Annotated in this window: 27 protein-coding genes; 20 read left to right on the top strand and 7 right to left on the bottom strand. The window is 45.7% G+C overall.

Annotation, left to right across the window (positions count from 1 at the left end; genetic code table 11):
• Positions 1 to 3: 3 nt before the first annotated feature.
• The 15 genes from DK846_RS08085 to DK846_RS08015 all read left to right on the top strand — a co-directional run bounded on the left by DK846_RS08085 (position 4) and on the right by DK846_RS08015 (position 12,427).
• On the top strand, positions 4 to 1,155 hold the full coding sequence (locus DK846_RS08085) for a glycosyltransferase (RefSeq protein WP_109968438.1): 1,152 nt from the start codon (positions 4 to 6) through the stop codon (positions 1,153 to 1,155).
• 2 nt (positions 1,156 to 1,157) lie between these two features.
• A complete protein-coding gene (locus tag DK846_RS08080; RefSeq protein WP_109968437.1) occupies positions 1,158 to 2,231 on the top strand; it encodes a glycosyltransferase in 1,074 nt (357 codons plus the stop codon).
• A 61-nt stretch (positions 2,232 to 2,292) separates the two neighbouring features.
• Positions 2,293 to 3,570: a GDP-mannose 4,6-dehydratase gene (locus DK846_RS08075; RefSeq protein WP_109968436.1), complete on the top strand. Its 1,278-nt coding sequence runs from the start codon at positions 2,293 to 2,295 to the stop codon at positions 3,568 to 3,570.
• Complete coding sequence (locus DK846_RS08070; protein WP_109968435.1) at positions 3,567 to 6,113, top strand: oligosaccharyl transferase, archaeosortase A system-associated; 2,547 nt, start codon at positions 3,567 to 3,569, stop codon at positions 6,111 to 6,113. Before DK846_RS08075 ends, DK846_RS08070 begins: the two co-directional genes overlap by 4 nt.
• A gap of 41 nt (positions 6,114 to 6,154) precedes the next feature.
• Positions 6,155 to 6,445, top strand: a complete 291-nt coding sequence (locus DK846_RS08065; RefSeq protein ID WP_109968434.1) for a DUF2098 domain-containing protein — start codon at positions 6,155 to 6,157, stop codon at positions 6,443 to 6,445.
• A 116-nt stretch (positions 6,446 to 6,561) separates the two neighbouring features.
• A complete protein-coding gene (gene eif2g, locus DK846_RS08060) occupies positions 6,562 to 7,797 on the top strand; it encodes a translation initiation factor IF-2 subunit gamma (protein WP_109968433.1) in 1,236 nt (411 codons plus the stop codon).
• Positions 7,761 to 8,177: a type II toxin-antitoxin system VapC family toxin gene (locus tag DK846_RS08055; RefSeq protein ID WP_245926504.1), complete on the top strand. Its 417-nt coding sequence runs from the start codon at positions 7,761 to 7,763 to the stop codon at positions 8,175 to 8,177. Before eif2g ends, DK846_RS08055 begins: the two co-directional genes overlap by 37 nt.
• 2 nt (positions 8,178 to 8,179) lie before the next feature.
• Entirely contained in the window at positions 8,180 to 8,761 is a 582-nt protein-coding gene (locus DK846_RS08050) for a DNA-directed RNA polymerase (protein WP_109968431.1), read from the top strand.
• A 2-nt stretch (positions 8,762 to 8,763) separates the two neighbouring features.
• Positions 8,764 to 8,967: a transcription elongation factor subunit Spt4 gene (gene spt4 / locus DK846_RS08045; protein ID WP_109968430.1), complete on the top strand. Its 204-nt coding sequence runs from the start codon at positions 8,764 to 8,766 to the stop codon at positions 8,965 to 8,967.
• Entirely contained in the window at positions 8,967 to 9,464 is a 498-nt protein-coding gene (locus tag DK846_RS08040; RefSeq protein ID WP_109968429.1) for a GTP-dependent dephospho-CoA kinase family protein, read from the top strand. Before spt4 ends, DK846_RS08040 begins: the two co-directional genes overlap by 1 nt.
• 46 nt (positions 9,465 to 9,510) lie before the next feature.
• Entirely contained in the window at positions 9,511 to 9,843 is a 333-nt protein-coding gene (locus tag DK846_RS08035; RefSeq protein ID WP_109968428.1) for a 30S ribosomal protein S24e, read from the top strand.
• 12 nt (positions 9,844 to 9,855) lie between these two features.
• Complete coding sequence (locus DK846_RS08030; protein ID WP_109968427.1) at positions 9,856 to 10,044, top strand: 30S ribosomal protein S27ae; 189 nt, start codon at positions 9,856 to 9,858, stop codon at positions 10,042 to 10,044.
• A complete protein-coding gene (locus DK846_RS08025; RefSeq protein ID WP_109968426.1) occupies positions 10,044 to 11,618 on the top strand; it encodes a bifunctional N(6)-L-threonylcarbamoyladenine synthase/serine/threonine protein kinase in 1,575 nt (524 codons plus the stop codon). Before DK846_RS08030 ends, DK846_RS08025 begins: the two co-directional genes overlap by 1 nt.
• A complete protein-coding gene (rdgB, locus tag DK846_RS08020; protein ID WP_109968425.1) occupies positions 11,615 to 12,154 on the top strand; it encodes an RdgB/HAM1 family non-canonical purine NTP pyrophosphatase in 540 nt (179 codons plus the stop codon). Before DK846_RS08025 ends, rdgB begins: the two co-directional genes overlap by 4 nt.
• Before the next feature lie 126 nt (positions 12,155 to 12,280).
• The gene (locus DK846_RS08015) at positions 12,281 to 12,427 is read left to right on the top strand and encodes a 50S ribosomal protein L40e (protein ID WP_109968424.1); all 147 of its coding nucleotides are present in this window, start codon (positions 12,281 to 12,283) and stop codon (positions 12,425 to 12,427) included.
• Positions 12,428 to 12,431: 4 nt separating this feature from the next.
• Here DK846_RS08015 and DK846_RS08010 read toward each other — a convergent pair whose 3' ends face one another.
• Positions 12,432 to 13,082, bottom strand: coding sequence for a putative phosphothreonine lyase domain-containing protein (locus DK846_RS08010; RefSeq protein ID WP_109968423.1), 651 nt, complete (start codon positions 13,080 to 13,082; stop codon positions 12,432 to 12,434).
• A gap of 77 nt (positions 13,083 to 13,159) precedes the next feature.
• Positions 13,160 to 13,660 (bottom strand): hypothetical protein, encoded by a 501-nt coding sequence (locus tag DK846_RS08005; RefSeq protein WP_109968422.1) that lies wholly within the window; start codon positions 13,658 to 13,660, stop codon positions 13,160 to 13,162.
• A gap of 67 nt (positions 13,661 to 13,727) precedes the next feature.
• Between DK846_RS08005 and DK846_RS08000 the strand changes: the two genes are divergently transcribed.
• Entirely contained in the window at positions 13,728 to 14,444 is a 717-nt protein-coding gene (locus tag DK846_RS08000) for an HAD family hydrolase (RefSeq protein WP_109968421.1), read from the top strand.
• Positions 14,445 to 15,139: 695 nt separating this feature from the next.
• Here DK846_RS08000 and DK846_RS07995 read toward each other — a convergent pair.
• Positions 15,140 to 16,942, bottom strand: a complete 1,803-nt coding sequence (locus tag DK846_RS07995; protein WP_109968817.1) for a S8 family serine peptidase — start codon at positions 16,940 to 16,942, stop codon at positions 15,140 to 15,142.
• Between the two features lie 497 nt (positions 16,943 to 17,439).
• On the opposite strand from DK846_RS07995, the gene DK846_RS07990 reads away from it, so the two are divergent.
• Positions 17,440 to 17,640: a hypothetical protein gene (locus tag DK846_RS07990; protein ID WP_109968420.1), complete on the top strand. Its 201-nt coding sequence runs from the start codon at positions 17,440 to 17,442 to the stop codon at positions 17,638 to 17,640.
• Between the two features lie 31 nt (positions 17,641 to 17,671).
• On the opposite strand, the gene cofE is transcribed toward DK846_RS07990, so the two are convergent.
• Genes cofE through DK846_RS07970 form a run of 4 tightly spaced genes read right to left on the bottom strand, consistent with a single transcriptional unit; the run spans position 17,672 to position 21,325 of the window.
• Positions 17,672 to 18,454 carry a coenzyme F420-0:L-glutamate ligase gene (cofE, locus tag DK846_RS07985; RefSeq protein WP_109968419.1) on the bottom strand — a complete coding sequence of 261 codons (783 nt, stop codon included), beginning with the start codon at positions 18,452 to 18,454 and terminating at the stop codon, positions 17,672 to 17,674.
• Positions 18,451 to 19,263: a dihydropteroate synthase gene (gene folP / locus DK846_RS07980; RefSeq protein WP_109968418.1), complete on the bottom strand. Its 813-nt coding sequence runs from the start codon at positions 19,261 to 19,263 to the stop codon at positions 18,451 to 18,453. The genes cofE and folP overlap by 4 nt, the downstream gene beginning before the upstream one ends.
• Positions 19,245 to 20,084 (bottom strand): bifunctional methylenetetrahydrofolate dehydrogenase/methenyltetrahydrofolate cyclohydrolase FolD, encoded by an 840-nt coding sequence (gene folD / locus DK846_RS07975; protein WP_109968417.1) that lies wholly within the window; start codon positions 20,082 to 20,084, stop codon positions 19,245 to 19,247. The genes folP and folD overlap by 19 nt, the downstream gene beginning before the upstream one ends.
• Positions 20,081 to 21,325 carry a serine hydroxymethyltransferase gene (locus DK846_RS07970; protein ID WP_109968416.1) on the bottom strand — a complete coding sequence of 415 codons (1,245 nt, stop codon included), beginning with the start codon at positions 21,323 to 21,325 and terminating at the stop codon, positions 20,081 to 20,083. Before DK846_RS07970 ends, folD begins: the two co-directional genes overlap by 4 nt.
• Before the next feature lie 232 nt (positions 21,326 to 21,557).
• Between DK846_RS07970 and DK846_RS07965 the strand changes: the two genes are divergently transcribed.
• Genes DK846_RS07965 through DK846_RS07955 form a run of 3 tightly spaced genes read left to right on the top strand, consistent with a single transcriptional unit; the run spans position 21,558 to position 26,163 of the window.
• A complete protein-coding gene (locus DK846_RS07965; RefSeq protein WP_109968415.1) occupies positions 21,558 to 22,004 on the top strand; it encodes a DUF7518 family protein in 447 nt (148 codons plus the stop codon).
• A 21-nt stretch (positions 22,005 to 22,025) separates the two neighbouring features.
• A complete protein-coding gene (smc, locus tag DK846_RS07960; RefSeq protein WP_109968414.1) occupies positions 22,026 to 25,466 on the top strand; it encodes a chromosome segregation protein SMC in 3,441 nt (1,146 codons plus the stop codon).
• Positions 25,459 to 26,163, top strand: a complete 705-nt coding sequence (locus DK846_RS07955; protein ID WP_109968413.1) for a segregation and condensation protein A — start codon at positions 25,459 to 25,461, stop codon at positions 26,161 to 26,163. Before smc ends, DK846_RS07955 begins: the two co-directional genes overlap by 8 nt.
• Positions 26,164 to 26,537 lie beyond the last annotated feature (374 nt).

Below are 26,537 nucleotides of genomic sequence, written 5' to 3'. Positions count from 1 at the left end.
TCCATGAATCAAAGAACTGTAGTGGTTATTGGCCCTTCTCCTCGTTTTCTTTCAGGTATAAGTTATTATACACTCCGGCTTTCCAATGCACTTGCTGACCATTTACAGGTTACCAGTCTTCTCTTCAGGTATATGCTCCCCCAGCGACTTTTCCCGGGTTGGAAGAGAGTCGGAACCGATCTGACATCCCTGAAATATAGTGAAACGATAAGGGTTTATGAAATTCTGGACTGGTACAATCCTGTAACCTGGATACAGGCATCACATGAGTTTAAGGATGCTGAAGTCATTATCCTGGAGTGGTGGACATCAAGTGTTGCACACATGTTCCTGGCCATGCTTCTTATGAATGTAAAAAAAATACCGGTCATTATTGAGTTTCATGAGGTCGTCGATCCTCTTGAATTTTCTTTTGGCCCCATACGCATCTATGCCCGGTTGATGGGCCGGCTGATAAGAAGGATGGCTTGTCGGTACGTTGTCCATTCTGAACATGACCGACACCTGATCTCAACTCATTACCGGATTCCTGAAACCCGGATTGGCGTGATTCCTCATGGACTCTATGATCAGTATCCAATCCTTGAACAAATAGATACCAAGAGGTCTCTTAAGGTGTCTGATTATTTTGTCTTCCTGTTTTTCGGGTTAATCCGTCCATATAAGGGAGTTATACACCTGATTCATGCCTTTGAGATGCTCCCCGAAGCCATAAGAAATGATTCTTTCCTCTTCATTGTGGGAGAAGCATGGGAAGATCATGCTTCGTTAGATGCAGTTCAAACATCTCCTGCATCAGACCGGATACGTCTTTTAAATAAGTATGCATCAGATGATGAAATTCCTGTTTATTTCTCGTCTGCTGATGCTTTGGTTCTCCCTTACACCCGTGCCTCACAAAGTGGCGTAGCCCATATCGGAATATCCTATGGTCTTCCAATTATTGCATCACAGGTAGGAGGACTTGCTGAGAGTTTATCCGGATACGGGGGGACTACTTTTGTACAACCTGAAGATGAGAGGGAACTGGCTCATGCAATGGAGCAGGTTCACTCTATGAGATATCAACGATATCAGGTGCCTTCGGATCTGAAGTGGGAAAGTGTAGCGCAAAAGTATGAAAAAGAGATCTCTTTTATAAGCAACAGGGAGTGAACATGAGAATAGCGATTCTGTCGTGCCTTGATTTTAGTGTTCCTGGAGGTGCGGAACGCTTTTTTATTGACATGGCAATGGCTCTGGATGCAACAATTGTATGTTTGAGTTACGATCCTTTTTTGGGAGACTGCTATCCTCTTGCTAAAGATGTAAAATTTCATCCTCTCAACGTTTCCCTGCCTAATGAACCTTTGAAACAGGTATTTGGGATGCACCTTTTTCGGTCTATAAAACTGGATTATGATTTTTTTATCGTTACTGATGATATGGCTTTGAGGTACATCTCCAAGGGTAAGCCGCATTGTTATATTATGCTAACACCCCGCAGGGCTCTCTATGATATGTATTATCAGACTATCGCGGATCTTTCTCTTTCAAAGAAATTGATCTATGTGCCAGTTTTGTCATTTTTCCGTTTCCTGGATCGCAGGTTTGTTATGAAGAATGTGTCCCATATTGCAGGTATATCTCATAATGTAAGAAACCGGATATGGAGGACATATCAACGTCAGGCGTACGTGCTATATCCTCCAATTCACCTTGAAAATTACCAAAATACCGGATATGGAGATTACTGGTTATCTGTTTCCAGAATTGACAAGTGGAAACGGGTAGAAAACCTGGTAGAATCCTTCAGGGAGATGCCAGACAAGAAACTGAAGATAGCAGGGAGGGTTTATCCCTCATTTGAGCCTCTGGCATCATCAGCTCCACCAAATGTTGAATTTCTGGGTTCAGTCACTGATAACGACCTAATAACTCTGTACAGTAATTGTCGAGGATTTCTGACTATGGCAATTGATGAGGATTACGGGCTTACTCCGCTTGAAGCAATGGCATGTGGCAAACCGGTAGTAGCTGCAAAAGAGGGTGGTTACCTTGAGACTGTTGTTGATGAGCATACAGGTCTGCTGGTGGCACCTGATCCTTTCTCTATCAGAGAAGCGGTTTGCCGCATAGATAAAAATCCAGAACTGTATGAAAAAGCCTCACGGCTCCAGGCTACACGGTTTGATTATAAGTTATTTAAAGAACAAATATCCACGTATGTGCATACGCTGGCAAAAACATGAGAGTAATACCAATACCTATACAATTTTTTGATCACTCTATATGGCTGGAGTCAGGGTAATCATGGAATGGGATGATGCTCATGTTCTTATCACCGGAGTTAGCGGGTTTGTTGGTTCATACCTAGCCCGTAACCTTGTTGATAAGGGAGCAAATGTGTATGGGCTTATTCGCCGCCGGGCTGATGGGACCATTCCAAAAAATATTTCACACAAAAAAATCGAGAATGCAATACATTTTGTTGAAGGAAGTCTGGAAGATCTCCCGGGGCTTGCTCACGCAATGGATACTGCGGAGCCGGATTATATCTTCCATCTGGCAGCTCAATCGTTTGTTCCCCGTTCAATATCTCATCCCCTTGAAACTGCCCAGATAAACTGCATCGGGACGATTAATCTGCTTGAAGCCGTCAGGCAGAAAGAAGTTGATCCGGTGATGGTCTTTGCCGGAACAAGCGAGGAGTATGGTTTAGTTATCAGTTCTGAAGAGCAGTATGCCTCTCTAAAAGAGAAATATCACACAATTTTTCCTGATCCTTCACGGATACCCGAACTTCCGATTTCAGAAAGCAATCCGTTCAGACCCATGTCCCCATATGCAGCCAGTAAAGTGTATGGAGAGATCCTGTTCAGGAACTATTACCAGACCTACGGTTTGAAGGGGATGGTCTCCCGCTCTTTTAATCATGAAGGTGCTGGGAGAGGTGATCAGTTTGTCACCTCTGTTATAACAAGACAGGTCACTCAGTTAAAGTATGGAGAGACCGGTCAGATCTCGATTGGAAACGTGAATGCCTGCAGAGACTGGTCACATATTGATGATATCATTGAGGGCTATCAGATCATTGCTAAAAAAGGGCAACATGGTGATGTTTATAACGTGGGCTCTAACCGGACCACGTCAGTTTTGAGTTATCTTCTCATGAGTATTGAGGCCTCAGGCCATAAGGTCAGGGAGATTAGTACTATTCATTCTGACAAAGTTGTAAACGATCCTCTGAAGCCAGATGAGTCCTCAGTGTTTGGCATTAATTTTGAAAAACCAAAGATTGATCAGATGATACTGACCGATGAGATCACTTTTGACGTTGGTGATGGAGGGATCCTTGTCAGAACAGATGGCCCTGACATCAGAATCCGGTTTGATCCGAGTCGGTTCCGTCCCTCTGAAGTTCCAATCCTCTTCTCTGATATAACAAAGGTGAAAAAGTTAGGTTATCAGGTCAGGTACCAGGTCAGGGATATTATTCGTGATCAAATGAACTTCTTTATGGATGCCGAGAACCGGTGTGTGCTCCCCGGTTCAGAATGTGAGAGTAAATCGCAGGAGAAAAAGATATGAATCTTACTAATTTCAAAGATCCCCGTGTACTCCTTATTGGGGGGGGAGTTGTTCTTATTTCATTGTTCTCCCTGTTAATCCGGATTATTCCGGTCTTCTCAGGGAATACTGATGTTCTCTCTAACGTGGGTATGGATGATCCCACCTACCAATTGAGAAGGGTTGAATTGTGCATGGCCAATTTCCCGAACATCGCCTGGTTTGACCCGATGACATTTTTCCCTGAAGGCCAACCGATGCACTGGGGCCCGCTCTTTCCGCTGATAAGCAGTGCCGTCTGCCTGCTTTTCGGGGCTCACGCCCGTCCTGATATCATATCTATCTGCCTTCTTATTCCATGTGTTATGGCAGCACTTCTTGTCCCCATTATATTTTTCCTGGTACGAATGGTTGCGGACTGGAAGGCTGGCCTTGTTGCCGGTTTTTTTATTGCGATATGTCCTGGACAGTTCTTCTTCAGATCCTATTACGGGTATTTTGATCATCATATCGGGGAGGTATTATTCAGTACACTCTTCTGTCTTGGTTACCTTTGGGCAGTTGTTTACTGTCGCAAACATCCGGTTGATATTGAAAACAGGGAAACCTGGAAGATACCGGCGATATTAGGTCTTCTTTGCGGAGTATTATATGTGCTCGGGCTTGCCCTAATGCCGACCATGATCCTCTTTGCTCTGCTTGTGGGGATGTTTACCCCAGTATGGTTTATCATCCAGCGCTATATTGGCCATCTTGGGGCATCAGCACTCGTGGTAAATACAATAACCTTCCTTGTTGCAATCATCGGATTCCTCATAATTGGGGTTCATGGTGAAGGTGGATTAAACTATTATACTTCCGGGCATGTGGTTGCATATACCCTTATCATCCTGGGAACGTGGGTTCTCTTCGGGTTCTCATGGCTTCTCCGTGAGCGTCCTTTCTCGCATTATATTCTTTCTCTTGTTGGAGCGGTTGTCATAGGGAGCGTTCTCTTTGCATTGCTCTCTCCTGAATTATTCAATTACCTTCTTGCAAATGCTAATGCGTTCTTTGGTCAGGAGATCCATTGGAAGACAATTCAGGAAGCAAGACCCTGGACATTTGATGATGCATGGCGGACCTTCCAGTACAGTCTGATTCTGTTTGTGATCGGTATTGGGGTCCTTTTGAATAAACTGAGAAAAGAACTCTGCCCGTCATATCTTTTCATTCTGATCTGGTCTGTTGTTGTCCTCTATGCAACAATGCAGCATATCAGATACGAGTATTATCTGGCTGTACCTGCCGCTATTCTTGGTGGTATTTCCATTGGGTATGGGATCGATCTTATCAGGAGAGTCCCCGCCCAGGTAAAAGAAGAGTCACCAGTACATTCCAAAGGAGGAAAACAGAAAGATCAGGCACATGGAAAGAAAACATCAGGGAAACAGGCTACAGTTTCAACCGGAAGCATGATCTTTCTGGTGATAGTGGTTCTCCTTGGAGCACTCTTTACCTACAACTCTATCGGGCGCGATCTGGCAATAGGCCAGTTTACCCTGAACCCTGACTGGCGGGAGACAACAGACTGGATGGAGAATAACACTCCTGATACCGGTGTTGATTACTTCAAGATTTATCAGAAAGAGGGATGGCAGCCACCAGCCCAGGCATATGGTGTGATGGCATGGTGGGATTATGGTCATATGATTACCTATCTCGCAAAGCGGATGCCAAATGCGAATCCGTTCCAGTATGGTGTTGCCGGGGACTATGGAGCAGCCCGTTTCTTTATCACTACAAATGAATCAGTGGCATCTGGTATTCTTGATCACCTGAAAACAAAATATGTGGTCACAGATTACGAGATAGATACCGGAAAGTTCTGGGCGATGGCAACCTGGGATAATCCTGATCTTGGAGCATCACCATACCAGCGCAACTTCATTCTGCCCAACCCGGACAACCCGAATACTGGTCAGAATTTCCCGTTCTTTATGGAACCATACTATCAGACGATGATCTCAAAGCTCCACAACTTTGACGGTTCCATGACCCAGCCTGGGCAGGTGCATTATATTCAGTATATGAAGCCTGAATATTCAAAAACAAGCGATCCAATAATCGTTAATGGATCCCAGGTTCCATACGAAGCCGGATCTGCAATGCTTGAGAATTCAAAGTCAACGGTAGGCCCTGAGTATGAGACCGCTCTCGTGAACTATGTGTACACTGAGCCTGTCTCTACAGTTCCTGCGCTTCAGCATTACCGGCTGGTTCATGAATCTCCCACGAGAGCATCTCCAGAGAGCCTCCCTGATGTCAGGTATGTGAAGGTCTTTGAGTATGTTCCCGGGGCTGTCATTCATGGTGATGGTATCATTGAGATTCCGGTCAAAACCAATACCGGACGGACATTTGTCTATCGACAGGAAAGTGTCAACGGAACATTCACTGTTCCATATCCAACAAATGCAAAGGTTGGGGATGTTACAACTCAGGGGCCATACCGTAACGCCGCAACCGGGAAGGAGTACCAGATTACTGATGATCAGATCCAATCTGGATCTATCGTCTCCTGATTGTAGGAACCCTTAAGTGATTGGAAGAGAAGGATGGTTGTATGAGCACGGTAGTGGATATTGGATCTTCTGTGCGGTATCCCCGGACCGGAACCACAGGGACAGTAGTAAGAATTGAAGAGAGAAGTGGGCATTCATTTGCAGAACTTGACAGTACCGGAATGCTTTACCGGACAGACCTGCTAGTACCTGCCATCCTTATTGAAAAGGTTGTCAGGACTGAAGATCTCAAGGAAGAACTCAGGCAGGTTGAGAAGGAACGGTCAGATCCACGCGATCAGTCATTCCAGGAGCTTCCCAATCTTGATAGCGCATGTAATGGGGCCGGATAATTTCTTCTCTCTATAGGCTCTATCTTTTTCTGGTCTTATTCTGGAAATCTGGATTATATGCCATGCTCACGTATAAGTATCAATCTGTTCAAATTGGTAAGGAGGTTTGATTACTGGTGCCAGAGGAAATAATACCGAGTACAAATATCGGCGTTGTCGGGCATGTGGATCATGGAAAGACCACACTCGTCAACGCACTAACAGGCGTCTGGACCGACCGGCATAGCGAGGAGATGAAACGTGGAATCTCCATCCGGCTCGGATATGCAGACGCTGTCTTTTACAAGTGCAAGAAATGTCCCGGACCTGAAGGATTTACAACCAAGCCTGAATGTCCACGTTGTGGAGGAGAGGCTGAACCTGTTCGTGCTGTATCATTTGTAGATGCACCTGGTCACGAGACTCTGATGGCTACGATGCTGTCCGGATCTGCCCTCATGGACGGGGCTATGCTTGTTATCTCAGCATCTGAACACTGTCCGCAACCCCAGACCAAAGAACATCTGATGGCACTGGAACTGGTCGGGATAAAGCGGATTGTTATCGTCCAGAATAAAATTGATGTTGTTACCCAGAAGGATGCTGTTCGTAATTACGAAGAAATAAAGGCATTTGTGAAAGGTACCATCGCAGAAAACGCACCAATCATTCCTGTATCAGCCCAGAAAGATATCAATGTCTGGGCACTTCTTCAGGCTCTTGATGAGACAATTCCAGAGCCATCGCGTAAACCAGAAGCAGATCCGATCATGCTGATCGCACGATCTTTTGATGTAAATAAGCCCGGGTGCAGCTGGAAAGATGTCAAAGGGGGCGTAGTTGGCGGCTCGCTCATCAGGGGTGTCATCAATGACGGTGATGAGATCGAGATCAGACCTGGTATTCAGAGTCAGGTAGAGAATAAGATCCGCTGGGATCCAATCGTCACCAAGGTCACAGAGATTCACAAGGGACAGAAAAAAGTTCATATTGCAACCCCCGGCGGTCTCCTTGCTATCGGTACAAAACTTGACCCTGCCATTACCAAGAGTGATATGCTCTCCGGGCAAGTGCTTGGGCATGTGGGTAAACTTCCACCAGTCTGGGATAAGATGTGGTTCTCAGTCAGGCTCATGGAGCGGGTTGTCGGAGCGAACAGTGAGCTTGATATTGAACCTCTTAAGGCACGCGAACCTCTGATGCTCTCAGTCGGCACCGCTGTGACTGTTGGCCTTGTTACCAATACCAAGAAGGATGCTGCTGAAGTTACGCTCAAGAGGCCTGTCTGTGCGGAGATTGGATCACCAATCGCTATCAGCAGGCAGGTCGGGGGGAGATGGCGTCTGATCGGAATGGGTATGCTGATCGAGTGACCGTTCTGATCGATACAAACGCGTTTCTTATGACCTCCCAGTTCAGGATTGACCTGCTCGAAGAGCTCAAATGGATGATGGGGGTCACACAACCATGTGTTCCGGATGTTGTGATTCGTGAACTTGAAGGTCTTGCACGTGGCAGGGGTAACGATGCGTCTGCCGCCCGTCTGGGTCTTCGGTTTGCACAGTTCTGCACTGTTGTGTCGATGGATGGAGAAGAAGGCGAGAGGGTTGATGACAAGATCCTTTCGTATGCCCGGAGAGAACGATGCAGGGTTGTAACCAATGATCGTGATCTCAGAAACCGGTTGCTTAATGAAGGTTTAGAAGTAATTTCGTTGAAAGGGAAGCAGAAGTTAGAGATCATCAGGAGATAGAGATGTATTACAGACTGAAGATGTTTGATAAGGTCAGGGTTCCTCCAAACCGTCTTGGTGAGGATCTTGAGACCGTCATTCTGGATGTGCTCCAGGAACAACTTGAGGGGAGTATTGACAAGGAGATTGGAATCTTCATTGCCGTGACTAAAGTGGCCCGGATTGGCGAGGGAGAGATGATTCCGGGTGATGGAGCAGTCTTTTACGATGTTGATTTTGAAGGGCTTGCAATCAGGCTTACTCTCCAGGAGATCATTGAGGGTATTGTTGTTGAGACAACAAGTTTTGGTGCGTTCGTAAGCCTCGGTCCGATTGATGCAATGCTTCACGTAAGCCAGATCTCTGATGAATACATCAGTTATGATGAGAAGAATTCCCAACTTATCTGCCAGGATTCAAATCGTCATATCGGGGTTGGTGATGTTGTCAGAGCACGTGTTGTGACTCTCTCTCTGAGTGAGCGTGAACCACGTGAAAGCAAGATCGGTCTTACCATGCGACAGGCAGGCCTTGGCAGCCTTGTGTGGCTTGATGAGGACATGAAGGCCGAACAGAAAGAGAAAGAAAATGGCGGAACTGCTTGATTATGGCCGCGACAAAGAAGAAACAGTTGTCTGTGTGTCGTGAATGCCACAGGGTGGTTGAAGGATCATCCTGCTCTATCTGCGGTACAAACAATCTTACCACTGATTGGACCGGGTACCTGGTTATTATCGATCCTGAACACAGCGATGTCGCTAAACGAATGAATATCACCCTCCCTGGGAGATATGCGCTTAAGGTCCGCTAATGCTAAAACTCCCCGAAGATCAGCGGCATCTTTTTACTCGACCTTTCGGCACCCTATATCCCTCTCTTGATCCGGTTCTTCCGCTTCTGAGCGGGAAACTCTTTTACAGTGTGGGCGATGTTGTAACCGAGCATCTTCTTTTGGCAGGGTCTCCACCGGTCATTGCCATTATTGATGGTCAGACCATGCGGCGTCCTCATAATGGTGTTGAAATTCCAGAATATCAGATCATCAATGTGAAGAATCCTGCCGGGTGTATCAGCGATGAATTAATCCTGGCAACAAAAACTGCGGTTAATTCAGGCAGAATTGTAATACAGGTATCGGGGGAAGAGGATCTTGCGGTACTTCCTCTCGCCCTGGTATCTCCAATAAGCTCCCTGATCCTCTATGGTCAGCCCGGAGAAGGTGTTGTCGTTCTCGAAATTTCGCCGCAGGTACGTGAACAAGCCCAGGCTTTTCTGGAAAAATTTGAAAAAATCCCTGAAACCACCTGACCGCGCAGGTATATATTTTAGAACCGCATACAACTAGAGGATCTCTATGGAGATTTTAATTACTTCTGATAAACAGAATGAACTCCTCTCCCGAAGGGAAGTTGCGTTCACTCTCAATTTTAATGGTGCAACTCCATCGCGGAAGCTGGTTCAGGCCAAGCTTGCTGCAATGGTGAATGCAGGTAAAGACCAGGTTGTTCTTGACTCAATGAAGTCCCGGTTTGGAATCAGTGTTCTGACCGGATCAGCCCGGGTTTACCAGAGCAAGGAAGATTTGGTGAAACTTGAGCGCGCCTATCTCATGACCCGTGGTGGGGTTGCTGAAGAAGTCTTTGGTGCTCAGGATGCGCCGTCTGAGGACGCTGCGGAGGCATCTTAAGGAGGTTGAAGTATGGCAGCAAAAGGTAAGAAAGAGAAGACATCTGTCAAACGTTCAGCATACTTCACTGTAAGCGGAAAGACTGCAACCCCGTCACGCCGGTACTGTCCACGCTGTGGTCCGGGTGTTTTTATGGGCGAGCACAAGGATCGTGCAAGCTGCGGTAAGTGCGGATACACCGAATTTAAGAACAAAGCCTGATGCAAAGATCAGGACCGGTGCTTGGGATCGAAGGTACTGCCTGGAATCTCAGTGCTGCTATTTTTGATACCGATCTCATTTGCCTGAAATCTAAACCATATAAACCAGTAGTTGGTGGGATCCATCCGCGTGAGGCAGCTCAGCATCACGCTGCAGAGATTGGAGCCTTGATATGTTCAGTTCTTGATGAAGGTCCCCGGCCAGTAGCAGTTGCGTTTTCCCAGGGTCCGGGGCTTGGTCCTTGTTTAAGGATAGTTGGCACCGCTGCCCGTGCTCTGGCGCTTTCACTCAAGGTACCCCTAATCGGTGTGAACCATTGTGTTGCTCACGTTGAGATCGGAAGGTATGCATCTGGATTTGAAGATCCGATTGTCCTGTATGCCAGTGGTGCAAACACGCAGGTTTTCGGGTACCTGAATAACCGGTACCGGATCTTTGGCGAGACTCTTGACATCGGTATCGGTAATGCTATCGATAAGTTTGCCAGGAGTAAGGGTTTGTCACACCCTGGCGGTCCGCAGATAGAGAAACTTGCCAAGGATGGAACATACATTCCTCTTCCCTATACGGTGAAGGGAATGGATCTGGCATTTTCAGGTCTTATCAGTGCGGCTAAAGATTCGCATGAATCCATTGCTAATGTCTGTTACAGTCTTCAGGAGACTGCCTTTGCAATGTGTGTGGAAGTGACTGAACGGGCACTCTCACAGACTGGTAAGAATGAGGTTATTCTTGTTGGGGGTGTTGGTGCTAACCGTCGTCTTCAGGAGATGCTCCGGATTATGTGTGAAGCTAGGGGAGCCTCGTTTGCAGTTCCTGAAATGCAGTTTCTTGGAGACAATGGAGCAATGATAGCATACACCGGACGGATAATGCTGGAACATGGATCTATTCTTGAGGTAAAGGACTCCAGGGTTAATCCGTCATATCGTGCAGATCAGGTGCCTGTCACCTGGCGTAGTACCATTCCAACACATAATCCGGATTGCTCTTCCGATAATGAAAACTGTACTAGAGGTGCTGAAGCAGTTGTTGAGATCTGCGAACAATCAGTGATAAAACGGCGGGTTGGCAAACACTATCGCCATCCTGATCTTGATCATCGTCTCATTACTGAACGCACAAGGGCTGAAGCACGATTGATTTCGGAAGCCCGGCGATTTGGGGTACCTACTCCAATTATGAGCGATATTACTGCAGATACCATTGTAATGGAACGTATAGATGGGACAATTCTCAAGGATGCTCTTTCATCTTCTGTATTAAAAGAAGCAGGCAGAATGGTGGGTCACCTCCATAATGCCGGAATAGTCCATGGCGATCTGACAACCAGTAATATGATTCTCAAGAATGATCGATGTTATCTCATCGATTTCGGGCTTGGGTATACCTCAACCGAAATTGAGGCACGCGGGGTTGACATCCATGTCCTGTTCCAGGTACTTGAAAGTACAGCACCAGATGAAATCCATCTAAAAGAAGCGTTCATCGATGGGTACAGAGAAACATTTTCGGAAGCTGACGATGTTCTTATTCGTGAGCATGAAATAGATATGCGGGGCCGGTATTTGTGAAAATAACTTTTGTCACCAGTAATTTACATAAAGCACGTGAAGCAGCCGGTATCTTGAACGGGATCGCCGAGGTGGAGCATGTGGAACTGGAATGCCCGGAGATTCGAAATGATTCGGTTGCCGAGGTGGCAAAAGGCAAGGCAGCATACGCGTATGAAAAACTCGGCCGCCCGGTAATCACTGACGATACCGGATTTTTTGTCTCTGCATTGAACGGGTTTCCCGGTTCCTGTGCCGCATTCGTTCAAAAAACCATTGGAAATGAGGGTATACTTTGCCTGCTTTCAGATAAGACAGACAAGTCTGCCTGGTTTGAAACAGGTATTGCTTACGCTGATGAAGATGGTGTATCAGTATTTGTGGGCAGAATCGATGGTACTGTCGTGTCCCCGAAGGGAGTACACGGATTTGGGTATGATCCGATATTTTCAGTAGGTGGGAAGACTCTTGCAGAGATGAGTGAAGAAGAGAAGAATGCTATCTCTCACAGGAGCAGAGGCTTTCTTGCACTACGGAACTGGTTAGTTACACGGTGAACTGCAGGCAAGTGGTGTGGAGATCTCCGGAGTTGATCTCTGGATATTAATGACACGCATCTCCATAACACTTATGTGAAGTAAGCACCTTCTTTATAGGACAGATAGTTCGAGTGGAGTAATATCATGGCACGTTTTCCTGAGGCAGAAGCACGTCTGCTAAATGTTAAAGTTTGTATGCACTGTAACGCACGAAATCCTGTCCGTGCAACAGCATGCAGAAAGTGCGGTTATAAAAATCTGAGACCAAAGAACAAAGAGCGTAAAGCCTGATAATTCAGGCGTTATAATACGTTACTCTTTTTCCTTTTGAGGCATATTCGCCTTTAAAGGTTTCAATGTTGCGTTTGTATCCTATCCTGTCTGCTATTCCAATTGAGCGAAGCTTTTCGCGCACCCGCATGACCTCTTCTTCATTCTCCCAGTCAGCAGTGTACACATACATGACTTTGCGGTAATCGCGGGAATCAGGATTCCTCTTGGATGTTGATACTTTGGCAGAGATACCCAGTTCATTCTGCCAGGTTAAATCACGAATTTTCTTCCATATATCATCGACCTGGTCTGGCGGGACGAAGATAAGCCACTTTCCTGCTTTATCATCCTCTGTAGCATGGGGGTCAGTATCAGGCGCATCCTGAATGATCCAATAGGATTGGATAGTTTTGGTAGGGATGACACCCTCTCCTTCACAGATAAGCCGATACATCTCATCCGAAGATGGATATCGTTCCTGTAGATGGATTACAAGTTCTGGATAGAGTTCCTTGAATGTGGAATATATTTCATTGAATTCATTTTGAAAAGGTGTACCGTCTTCTACTAAACGGTAGAGTGGTTTTTTTCTGTTATGAAACTGGGTTGTAAGATAGTGCTCAAAGATCCCGTATGCAATATCTGCCAGGGCCTCTATCTCGCTCCTGTCCATGTACAAGGATTGTGGAGTGAAGCAAAAAAGATAGTTATTTGATAGGGAGTGAACCTGAATGGTTCACCTTTTGGTCTTTATGAAGATCTTCCGTCACCAGCTAGAAAATCTGGGGTGTAGTCGGGGTAGCGTTTACTAATCTTTTTCCATGCCTGTTTGGCGGCATCAAGATCTGCATATGCCTGGTTTCCGACATCATCTCGTGATTCAATCCGGTTGTTTGCGGTATGAGTCGTATCTTTATATTCCTGTATTCCTTCTCCCGCTTTCATGTCATAGAAGATAAATTGTGTGATATTTTTAGCTTCTCCATAAAATTCAGGTTTCACATTCTTTTTTACCAGCTCATAATAAACTGACTGGAGTTCCATGAGGTTGTTATCTTTAGGTAAAGGATTTGTGAGGTTTTTTATAGCATAATCAGCGCGCTCTTGGAAGGCCTGGTCCTCATATGGCTGTGAGGTATTTGAAACTTTAAGCGAGGGATATATAGCCGACGGCTCTACTGCGACTACTGCAGAAACAGAGAGAAGAAATGCAATAGCAAGTATTCCTCCTGTTATGATTGAATAGTTCATACTAGTCGTTTCTCACATGGCGAGAAGAACATGATCATGGGGAGATCTGATATGGGTGTTAAGGAAAATGTTATGTCTGTGTATCAGGAAGGGTGATGATACATCTTCAATCATTCCCATGAAATTTGATGTGTTTCTTACTGATCTGGATAATACACTCTACGATTTTGCCGCTGCAATGGAATGTGCATCCCGGGCAGTTATTTCCTTAATTGGAATCGGTGAATCTGAAGATTTGATTCGATCTTTGATCTTTTCGCCGCATGGGGTTGAAAGCCGGGAGGCACTTATTGAATACCTAAACCTTGTCGGCATTGAGGATGAATCAACTCTCAAAGTAGTTTGTGATGAGTTTGAAAGAATAAAAAATGTGAATATTATTCCATATCCTGGTGTAGTATCAGGACTGCAACAAATATTCCATGCTGGTATTCGAATAGGGGCTGTAACAAATGCCTTATCCTGCCATGCAGAAGAGCGGCTGAAATTGATCGGTGTTAGAAATCTTATTTCCTCACTCATAACTCCTGATATTATTGGGAAAAAGAAGCCTTCCCCTGAAGTTTATCAGTTGGCAGCAGAGATCATGAATCATCCCACTTGCAGGATTTGTGTTCTCGGAGATAACCTGATTAATGATATTGCCCCTGCTCAAATTGTGGGTATGTACGGGATTCATGCCCGATATGGCAATCGGCTTTCTGAAGAATATTCAAAAGGTGTTATCCCTGATTCAGTGATCGATCAGTTTGAAAGTATCATTCCTATCCTGGGCATATCCTGATACGGCTTGTAATTTTTTTAGTGATTCTGTTTTCTGTCTATGTGGGTTGTGATTTTTCTTTTGAATTCCGATTTCCACTGGATGAATTCTTAGTTCCTAATTTTTTTATTTAGGCAATAATAATCCAGTTGGGATAATAATACTGGTAATTTACCTCATGTTTTTTTTCAGCATTCAATTACAATTTTGGGGCTTATATGGTTATTAATTCCCTTTTTGTCTTCAAGTCATTCTGATTCAATTTGTTATCTAGTGTACTATCTCTATGTGATGATTATTATCTCCCGGTTTTCATGCGTATACTAAATGTGTGATATCACACAAATTCTTTAGAAAAGTCGGAATTTGTGTTGGACTAAATGTCCATATGTGGATGTTTGCCTGTACCTGGAGCGCGGCACGAAGAGTATAATAACCCCTTTTTTTCTACTGGAGTCTTCAATATTCTGGCGGGAACTCTTGCGCGTGCCTCATAAAAGTGGTTTGTTCTTATAGTACCTCCCGTCATATTTGATTCGGCCAAAAAATCTCTCATATTTTCCTTAGTAGTGTGGTAATAATCGGAGTTGTAGGCAATAAAAGTCATTAATAAAAAATCTCCGTTTTTGAAGGTGGGAAATCTTTGCTCTTAAAAAAAGAATTGAGGGTTAATTTCAGGCAAATGAATGAAAATGCAGAACATTTTCAGATCATTGTTAATATGCAGTGATATACCTGCTCTTATATGCAGTGCTCATTTTTCCGGATCTACTTATTGTAAGCCGCACAGAATACGCCCCTTTCTTGGTAAACGTGTAGACCGGATTCTTCTGATATGAGTAACCCCCGTCACCAAAGTTCCATGCCCATGTAGTTGGTTGTCCGATAGAAGTGTCAATGAACTGTACTCTTAATGGGATTCTACCACTCACTGGTGATGCCATGAAAGAAGCAGTCAGAACACCCGGCTGTGAAGTAGGTGTGGGAGTGACCGTTGGTGATGGTGAAACCGATCCCACCGCTGAAGCTGCATTTAACCTGCCTCCTGTTGCTACTTTACCAGAGAGTGAACTGAGTTTATCTACTGTGTTTAAGATCCGATCTCTTACCTGGTTCTTTGACAATGAGGGATTGGCAGCCTTGACCAACCCGGCAACTCCAGATACAAAAGGTGTTGCCATGGATGTTCCTGAAAGATACTGGTACTGGTTATTTTTGTATGTACTATAGATCGTCACTCCAGGTGCTGCAAGATCAACTGAAGACGAGCCATAGTTTGAAAAACTCGCCAGATTATCTTTGCTGTCTGTTGCTGCTACTGAAATGATGTTACTACTACTCATCGCTGCAGGGTACTGTGGATTTGTGTCTGAGTTCTGTCCGCTGTTTCCTGCTGCACAGACAACGACAGCAGATGAGGCATCTATTGCATCCTTGAGTGCCTGAGTATACTGGGTTCCTCCCCATGAATTTGAGATGACCTGGGCTCCTTTTTTGTTTGCATACAGGATAGCAGAAATCGCGTTAGACACACGTCCGTTTCCTGTTGAGTCAAGGAATTTCAGTGGCATTATTTTCGCATTCCAGCAGACTCCTGTGATGCCGATATTATTGTTCCCTACAGCTGCGATGGTCCCAGCACAGTGTGTTCCATGTCCGTGGTCATCCATCGGGTTGTTGCTGTTTGAAACAAAATTCCAACCCCTGACATCGTCGATGTATCCATTTCCGTCATCATCAATTCCGTTGTTAGGAATTTCACCTGAATTTGTCCAGATGTTTGCAGCGAGGTCAGAGTGGGTATAATCAACCCCGGTATCAACCACTGCGATTATCACAGAAGAAGAGCCTGTTGTAGTTCCCCATGCATCTGATGCTTTAATATCAGCGCCAGATTTTCCATAAAATGGTCCCTGACCTGAATTCTTCAGACCCCATTGAAGTGAGAAACTTGGATCGTTTGGTGTCCGCATGGATGCCATCTCAACGCTCTCTACCTTTGCTGAAACCTTATCAGACTGCTCCTGTGGTAACGAGACCAGATAATCAGGTTCTGCATAAAGAACATTTGGATTGGCGGTGTACTCCTGGATTGCCTTGTCTACAGGAACACCTTTGACCTGAACGACCTGCATTCCGGGAAGACCTGCCTCAGAATAATCAGTCATCACCGATGCACCGACTTCAGCATTTGCGGTTGACATCACTGAAGGCAATGCCGACATTGTACTTATTGTGTCGGTTTTGTATCTTACGATCACATGTTCTGGTACATATTCTGCAGAAACCTGAAGAGGTGATGAAGATTTAACCTGAACTGTGTTCTTACCTATGAGTGTTGTTTCAGCAGATACTGAAGCATTGATCTGTTCCTGATTATCGGAGAGATTCTGAAGAGATGAATTGTTCTCAAGAACTCCCGATGTCTCTAAGTTTGTTTTACCTGCCAGAGCGCCTGGACTCAAAATTGTGAGTATAACCAGCGTCCAGCATAGCATTGTAAAAAATCTGTAACTCATACCCTCATCCCACGAATTCAATTCCTGATCCTCTATTAACTTTATAGTACCTAGAAGTTTCTCATATCCGGACATTTTTGTGTAAATAATTTGATCATCTGTCTGTGAATTTATACCCTGCTACTCTAATATGTCACGAAATCTGTTATTACCTGATTTTGACTTCATACTATCGATATCTGTACACGTTGTATCATGATTGCTGAAATTGAAATACCGGTAGGACTACATCAATATAACAGATCCGGGTTCCGGGTTTAGGGAGCTATCCAGCTATGGGTGAAATACTCTGCCCGAAATGCAATTCAAAAGACACTGAATTTGACGATCTCGTCACTACTGAAAGCGGCAGCATGATCGCAAAATGCAGTTGCAATGCGTGTAAGCATAAATGGGAAGCTCCATTTGGTCTCTAATCGCTTCCAATACCAGAGGGGTATCTCCCTGTATATGATATTCCAGAGGTTCTTATAAATCTAAAAAGGTTGAGGATAAAAATGGACGACATTAATTGGTGTAAATCAAAATCATATAGCATTGGTGCAATTCTACTGGCACTCCTGATTCTGGCCTGGGGTATTGTGTGGCTTGGTAATGACAGTGGATGGTGGAATATTAAATTTCCATTCTGGCCAGTGCTTGCAATCCTGATCGCTCTTGGTATTCTTCTTCATGAAGTTCGCAAGAGTTTCATGTAAGGGCTAACCTTTTTCCATATTCTGCTGGTGTTTACTGACACCTATTTTGGGCATTTTTTGAAATGATCCCCATGAAAAGGCATTCCTCCGCTGCTATCTGTTCAACACCTTCATAATTACCAACCGGGATTTCGAGGCCTCTTACCAATACTACCGGTACCCCTTCATCTGCTTCTCCCATTAAAAGTTCTGCTGCTGATGCGATATTATCGGCAATAGCCCTCCTTGTGACCTTGAGTTCCCTGCCGAAGAGATCTTTTTTCCCCCGTTCATCAAGAACTGATGGAATCCCAGAGCACCCTATTGCCACTCCGCTGCATCCATACCGCATCGGGTGTGTCCTTGAGTCTATGACCAGAACAGCCACCGAGGCACCTGTTAACTGGAAAATGTCGTCCCTGATTTTTTTGGCACTCATATTGGGATCTGCAGGAAGGAGGGAGACCATCCCTTCTGGTGCATTTGATCCATCAACACCAGCGTTAGGCAGAAGGTTTCCGTTTGAGGTACAGAGAAGAAATCCGGGGATCCCCCCTATTATTTCATCAGATTCCCTGATCACGATCTCAGCAAGCCTTGGATCCAGTTCGTATTGTATGGCAAGCTCATTCGCCTCTTTTGAAGGAGTTACACCAGTAAGACCCACGAGTCTGCCCTCTGCGGTTGCAAGCGCAGATTCGGCTATCACCAGAATATCTCCATCAATCAGAGTGAGTTCCTGCTTTTTTAATCCTAATAATAGTAAAGGGAGGATCTCTTCTCCCTGATGAATAAGCCCGGTTTTGATACCAAACAGACTACAGGACGGTGTCAATTGTATTCCTCCCCAAGTGCTGACAATACTTCTATCAGGTCTTTTGTCTCCGGGATATCGTGAGTTCTGATCATTGCGGCTCCGGAATGAACGAGTCCGGTTGTTACTGCCAGGGTTGCAGCCAGGCGGTTTTCAGGTCCTCTTCCTGTCACTGAACCAAGAAATGATTTGCGTGAAACTGCTGCCAGGAGGGGTCTCTCAAACACTGATAATTCATGAAACCGTCTGCAGAGCTCAAAATCAGCATCAGGGTTCCTTTCTGGTATCCATCTTCCGACTCCGGGATCCAGAACATATTCGCCGATTCCTGCTTCTTTTGCACGGTTGGTTACTGTCTCCAGAGCAAGTACTGTTTCCTGAAAGTTCCGGCAGTCACCGGGGGTATGATGTGTTGCCATAAGTATTCCCGGGATCTTATGCTCTCCCATTATCTTAGCAATTTCCGGATTGGCAAGTCCTGAAATATCGTTTACAACATGAACATCATGGTTGAGGGCTGATCGCAGAACGTCAGGATACATGGTATCAACGCTGATAGATATTCCCGATCCATCGAGTGTTTTTAATGCTGAAATGAGCCGCTCTTTCTCTTCAGCAATTGAAATAATTCTGCTTCCCGGGGCAGTACTTCGGCCGCCAATATCAATAATGTCTGCTCCCTGCTCAACCATTGCTTCAGCTTTTATCCTTATCTTCTCATCAGGGACGTATGAACCGGAAAAAAAAGATTCTGGGCTTATATTAATAATGCCCATGAGCACAGGTCTGCCCCCGCCGACCTTGATCTTGTTTATTGTGCAGGTTTGCATCGTGAGAGGGCAGCTTCCAAGGTATTTTCCATTAATGAAGCGATCGTCATCGGTCCGACTCCTCCGGGAACCGGCGTAATCGCACCAGCAATTGGACTGACTGTCTCAAAATCCACGTCCCCTCGCAGTTTTCCATTAACATGGTTTGTCCCGACATCAATTACAGTTGCACCGGGTTTAACCATGTCAGCAGTTACCATGCCTGCTTTTCCTGCCGCACTGACGATAATATCTGCCTGTTTGGTTATTGAGGCAAGATCCCTGGTTTTACTATGGCATATGGTAACTGTTGCATCGGCAAGCATGAGAAGAAGGGCCATCGGTCTTCCGACATCAACACTCCTTCCTATGACCACTGCATGGGCACCTGACGTTTGTATTCCATATTCTTTCAGGATGGTCATGATTCCTTTGGGTGTGCATGATCTCGGACCTGGCAGCCCGCCCACAAGTTTTCCCATATTTATGGGATGATATCCATCAACGTCTTTTTCAGGTGATACGGTATTGATTACCTGATGCGTGTCGATTTGGGATGGCAGTGGAAGCTGGACAAGAATACCATCAATATCAGGATCTTCATTAAGTTCCTTTAGACGGTCCAGGACATCGCTGGTTGTTACATCACCTGGGAGTTTAACGTTTACTGATTTTATTCCGATCTGGTCACATGCCCTATGTTTCATCCGAACATACATGGCTGATGCTGAATCATCTCCCACAAGAACTGTTGCAAGGGTGGGGGTGATTCCCCGTTTCCGGATATCTTCTTTCAGGAGTTCAAGCCTGCGATCAGCGAGTCCTTTTCCGTCAAGTATCATACAAGGTCCGGATATAGTGGGAATTTACTGGCCATTTCCTTAACTTCTTGTTCGATCTTTGCCTGGAGTGCTTCATTCTTGATATCCTTAATGACTGCAGCAATCCAGTCTCCAATCTGTCGCATATCCTCTTCCTTCATTCCCCTGCTGGTAACTGCAGGAGTTCCAATCCGCAGACCGCTGGTGACGAATGGACTCTTGGTCTCATTTGGAATGGTATTCTTGTTGACAGTTATGCCTGCACAGCCGAGTGCTTTCTCAGCTTCGAGCCCGGTGAGGCCAAAGTTGGTGAGGTCGAGCAGACAGAGGTGATTGTCGGTGCCCCCTGATACTAGTCTCACTCCGTGTCCTTTCAGGGTTTCTCCGAGAATCTGTGAGTTTTTAACCACCTGTTCAGCATATTTCTTGAACTCTTTGGTAGATGCCTCTTTGAAACAGACAGCCTTTGCTGCAATAATGTGCATCAGAGGACCGCCCTGCATTCCCGGAAACACTGCCTTATCAAGAGGCTGTGCCCATTCCTTGTCACAGAGCACAAATCCTCCACGTGGACCGCGAAGGGTTTTATGAGTTGTAGAAGTGGTGAATGTTGTCTTTCCTACCGGACTTGGGTGAATGCCTGCTGCACAGAGTCCGGCAATGTGTGCGATATCTGCAACACAGTATGCATCAACATCATTTGCAATCTCGGCAAATGCCTTGAAATCGATCTCCCGTGGGTAGGCGCTGGCTCCACAAACGATCATTTTCGGCTTGATCTTTTTTGCCATCTCTGCGATGGCACCGTAGTCCATCCTCTCGGTCTTTAAGTCAACACCGTACTGATGGGCTTCATAGATAATACCTGAAAAATTCACTGGAGATCCATGTGAGAGATGGCCACCCTGGGAGAGGTTCATTGAAAGAATTTTGTCTCCTGGTTTGATTGCACTAAAGTACACTGCCATATTGGCCTGGGAACCAGAGTGGGGCTGCACGTTAGCGTGTTCTGCTCCAAAGAGGGAACAGACGCGATCCCGTGCAAGGTTCTCTGCCATGTCATGAAATTCGCAACCACCGTAATATCGTTTTCCGGGATATCCCTCTGCATATTTATTGGTCAGGATCGATCCCATGGCTTCAAGAACAGCCTGACTGACCAGGTTTTCTGAAGCTATGAGTTCAAGTCCGTTAATCTGACGGGATTTTTCTTTTTCGATGATCTCTGCAATTTCTGGATCGATCTTTTCCAGATAGGCCATGTGCATACAAATACTCTCTGAGAGGGTAATATGGTTTCGAGGTGTTGACCTGTATCTTGTTTATTGTCTCATCCCGTTTGTTCTTCTTCTGAATCTGGAGTCCTGAAAGATGTAAGATACGGTAAATATGCGTTCAAAATTTCGCTTGTTGTGCATGCTAATATATATGTATTATGCGAATATTGGTACATAATCTGGGATTTGGTCAAAAGAACGATGGAGGTAGGAAGATATGAGTGATGATGGGTATACGAACTCTTCCCCGGAAGACAGAACTGAACGGTTAGAACGACGGGTGTCAGAATTAGAGGCACTATTAAAGGGTCTGACTGATGAGATGCTCGATATGAAGGCGGTTGTCATGAAGATCAAGAAGGATCAGCGTCCTGCTCCGGTCATTCAGGCGGTAACGCCACCAGCCCCTTCCCGTAATAAAGCACCCAGGTCTGAAGAAGATAGTGCCGATTCTGTGGCATCTGCCGTTCCTTCGCAGCCTCCCCGTGAAAAGGTCACCCTAAAGATGCAGCCGGATGGGACTCTGGCACCCGTTCGCGATACTGGTGAAGATATCATAATAGCTTCGGCTCGTGACGCCCGACTCAAGGGAAAGGATGGGGGAGATCGGAACCGAAGTGATCTCATCATTGCCGAAGATGTAGATCCGACAGAGAAGAAATAATCGTTAACCTGGTGCCCGGGCTTGCATATCACTCATTTAGAGACTGATAATTTTAAGTCGTTCGGCAGAAAGACCAAAATCCCTTTATTTCCAGGTTTTACCGTAATATCCGGGCCCAATGGTTCGGGTAAAAGCAATATCATTGATAGTATCCTTTTTGTCCTTGCTCTTTCCTCATCGCGTTCTCTCCGAGCAGAGCGGCTGACTGATCTGATCAACCTGAATTCAGGAAAAAACACTGCAGAAGTTGAATTGACCTTTTCTGATGGGACCGTCATTAAGAGGCGAATAAAACGGACTGACAGTACCTACTATAATTATCTGTACCTGAACGGCCGTCCCTGCAGGCAGGGAGACCTTCTAGAATTTCTTGCCCAGCGGGGAATTGTCCCACATGGGTATAACGTCGTCATGCAGGGAGATATCAACCGGATCATTGAGATGAGTGATCTGGAACGAAGAAAGATCATCGATGAGATAGCAGGGGTAGCAGAGTTTGACCAGAAAAAAGCCCTTGCGTTTGTGGAGCTTGACCGTGTCAGAAATAATATCCAGGAGCAGAATGCCCACCTGGAAGAATTAACATTACGTTTGTCTCACCTCGAAAAGCAGCGAGTCCAGGCTCTTAAATATCGCTCCCTCCATGATCGCCTTAAATACTTGACCAGTTGCCGTTCTGCTGCTAGGCTGGCTGCAAAACAGAAAGAACTTGAAACACTACAGGACAGCACCAGGGAGGAAGAGAAAGCACTCGCCCAGACTGACGCTGATATCTCATGGACTACGCATGAACGGGATTTTGTAAAGAATGAAATCGCCGGAGTGGATCATGAGATCAGTGCGAAGACCGGCAGTGAATACATGACCCTCATCTCCCGAATTGCAGAGGCAAAGGCTGCAATTGAGGGATTTAAACGTGATATCGAGCGCCAACAGAGAGAAAAAGATGAGAATGACAAGCGTCTCGGCTCGATCTATGGTGAGACGAAAAGGCAGGACGAACGTCTCACTCTGAAGAATAACGAGATTCGTGACCTTACGATTGATCGGACCAACCTTGCCATGACTCTTGCATCTGCAAAGAGTGAGTCAGGTCGCATTGAAAAAGAGATACAGAAGCAGACTGCTGAACACGAGCAGGATGAGCAGGCACTCCAGGTTCTCAGGAAAAATATGATCACAAAGAAGGATCAACGCAGTGACCTTCTTCGTGAACAGGATATTATGATTGAGCGTTCCCGGATGAGAAGTGCTGAGGAAGATCGCCTCCGGTCCAGAGTAGCTCTTCTGCAGCGTGATCTTGCATCAGGAAAGGTGACCGAAGAGGAAGCATCAAAGAACCTCGAGGCACTGGAGACTGAAAAGCTTGAGTATGACCGGCGGGTTGGACTCCTTGATACAAATCTCTACTCGAAACGCGATGAACAGGAGCGGTTAAGGAAAGAGATCCGGGATCTAAAGATCGAGATAAACCGCAAGGAAGCTCAGCAACAGGCACAGGGACGATACGGAAAAGCGATAGAAGCCGTCCTGGCAATGGACGGGGTGTATGGAACCATAGCCAGTCTTGCCCGGTGTAAGCCCGAGTATGCAACCGCTCTTAATACAGCAGCAGGTGCGAGGCTCCACTTTGTGGTAGTTGAAAACGATCAGATCGCATCTGATGCCATCCAGTTTCTGAAAGATAATAATCTGGGTAGGGTGACTTTTCTTCCCCTCAACAAGCTCAGGCCAAAGCCGCTTCCTGAACCTCCTCATGGATCTGAAATCATCGGGTTTGCAACAGATCTTCTCGATTATGATCCCAGGTTTGACCCGGCTTTCAGAGTTGTTTTTGCCGGAACTGTTGTGGTCGACTCTCTTGAACATGCCAGGAAACGGATTGGCTCATTCAGGATGGTTACCCTGGATGGTTCTCTGCTTGAAAAAAGCGGGAGCATGACTGGTGGCAGCATCCGAAAAGAAGCCGGAGGGTTTGGTAGTTCTTTTGAAGATGAACTCCGCCGTCTGTATGGTGATCTTGCAAAGATGAGCGATGAAGAGGCCGCTCTTGATGATGCTCTTACCGTAGCATCTGCTGAACGGGATGAAGTTCAGAAGAGGAGAATGGACCTGGAAGGGCTCGTCGCCAGATCCCGTGCCGGAGTTGAAGTTGCAATCAGATCCCGGACATCAATGGAGGAGGAGATCAAGAGTCTTGAGGATCAGATTGCAGCAGCCATCGCAGCAGCACCTGGAGGACCTGAAGATCTTGCTGTACTTGAGGGGAAGATTCGTAGTATCAGTCAGGAAATATCTTCAATGCAGGGAGAAATTGATGGAATTACTTCCCGTCTTGAAGGAACAGGCGTTCCTGCTCTGTTTGAGCAGATGGATCAGGCGTCCCGTCAGGTTGAGGAGGTTGAACGCCGTCTGCGCAACAAAGAGAATGATATTGCAGAAGCCCAGCGTGAGCGTGGATATATTGAACGGACCATTGCAGAACAGAAACAGCAGATGGATCAGATCAGGGAGCAGAGTCAGCGGTATGATGCAGGTATGCTCGAATCTCATGCATCAATAACCGGAAAGGAGCAGGAGATAAAAGAGACTGAAATGATTCTCTCCCGGTTTTCACGCGATATTGAGGATCTCCAGGTAAAACGAAATGCCCTTGTCAGTCAGGTGGATGACTTTGAAAGCAAGATCAGAGAACTTACCGGGAAGCGTGAACGCATTGCTGTAAAGATTGAGAGTCTTGAGCAAAAAGGTAAGGAGTTATCTGAAGAGATTGCTTCCCTGACTGAAGAGGCAGCCGGCGTCACTACTGAAATGGCTCTTGAGGCTATCGAGGAAGAGATGGGCACCGTTGCTCTTGAACTTGACAGAATCGGCGATGTGAATATGCGGGCAATTGAGGAGTATGAGCAGGTCAATGCCATTGCCACTGAGCGGAAGGAACGACTTGAAGTACTTGGAAAGGAACTCGAAGAAATTTCAGCCAGGATTGAACTCTTTTCACAGAAAAAATTAGAGGCTTTTAATCAGGCGTTCTCAGAGATAGCCCGAAACTTCAGGGAAATATTTGCCAGGCTTACGGTTGGTAGTGGTGAGCTGAAACTGGAGAATGAAGAGGATCCCTTTGTCGGAGGGCTTTCATTTGCAGTTCAGCCACGAGATAAGAAAGTCCATCATCTGGCTGCTCTATCTGGTGGAGAGAAATCTCTCACAACACTTGCGTTTATCTTCTCTATACAGAAGTACATTCCTGCCCCATTCTACGCCTTTGATGAAGTGGATATGAATCTTGACGGGGCTAATGTAGAGCGGATAGCGGATCTTATAAAAGAATTATCAGAAAATTCTCAGTTTATCAATATATCACTCCGGAAGCCGATGATAGATTCAGCAGATCGAATCATTGGTGTGACGATTCGACCGGATAAATCAACTCTGGTAACCGGAGTTTCAATACATGATTGAAGATCCTGTTGAAATCCTTGTTCAGATGGCAGAACGGGGAGAAATCGATCCATGGAATGTAAACATTATCGAGGTTACTGACCGGTTTTTTACCGAGATGGAAAAGCAGCGGACGCTTGACCTCCGTGTTTCTGGTCGCACCCTTTTCTATGCAGCAACTCTCCTTCGGATCAAATCTGACTATCTCGCCGTTGAGGAGGAAGATCCAATTCCTGAAGATGATGGTGAGATCGATGAAGGGGATGGAGACTATGGGTCTTCGAGAGTTCCGGGAAACCCGATACTTTTACTGGAGCACGAAATTGTCAGACGGCTTGACCGGAAGAGTATGCGCAAACAGCCGATCACTCTGTATGATCTTATTGCATTGCTTCGAAATGCCGAGAAGGAGGATCGTCGGCGCCAGCGTGATTCATGGGTTCGTGACGACGGATGGTATGCGGAGGATATCGTCTCCATTGCTCATGAAGAAGGATACCATGAAAGCACTGACGATGTTCTTTTGGAATGCTTTGGTTGTATTGAACGTCAGGATACGGTCACTCTCCGGGATGTTGCAGCCAGACTTGGGTGGCCTATTTCCCAAGTGTATATTCCGCTTCTGTTTTTGATGCATGATGGTAAGGTAGGTCTGCGCCAGGAGCAGATGTTTGGCGAGTTGTATATCGAGAAACATGCGGGCGATCCTGCGGCGTGATCTGTCGTGAATTGTGATGAGTCAGATGCTAACCTGCGCTCATCGTTTGTTTTGATGATATAATCCCTCCAATATTTCTTCGTAAATTATTGTAAAAGTAAAAATATCCTGCAATAGTGGATTTTTTTGGATCTATCCTGAAATTTGAATATCATTCAATCATCCCCCGTTTTGTAAAAATACGCAGTGCGCATGAGAAACTATTATATGCGTCCGTGATCTACTATTGTATCCCACGCTCACCACGAGCGTGTAACGCGGTTGTTTTGTTGAACAGCGAGGGTAGGTACCTGGAAAGGTATATAGCCTTGAATGTTCAACATAAGAGGCCGTTTGATGGGAGCCCGAACTGTGAACAGCGATGTTGCAACGGG

The organism is Methanospirillum lacunae (genome assembly GCF_003173355.1).
GTDB classification, from domain to species: Archaea; Halobacteriota; Methanomicrobia; order Methanomicrobiales; family Methanospirillaceae; genus Methanospirillum; species Methanospirillum lacunae.
The sequence above is the reverse complement of the archived record's forward strand: the minus strand, read 5'-3'. Positions and strand labels throughout refer to the sequence as shown.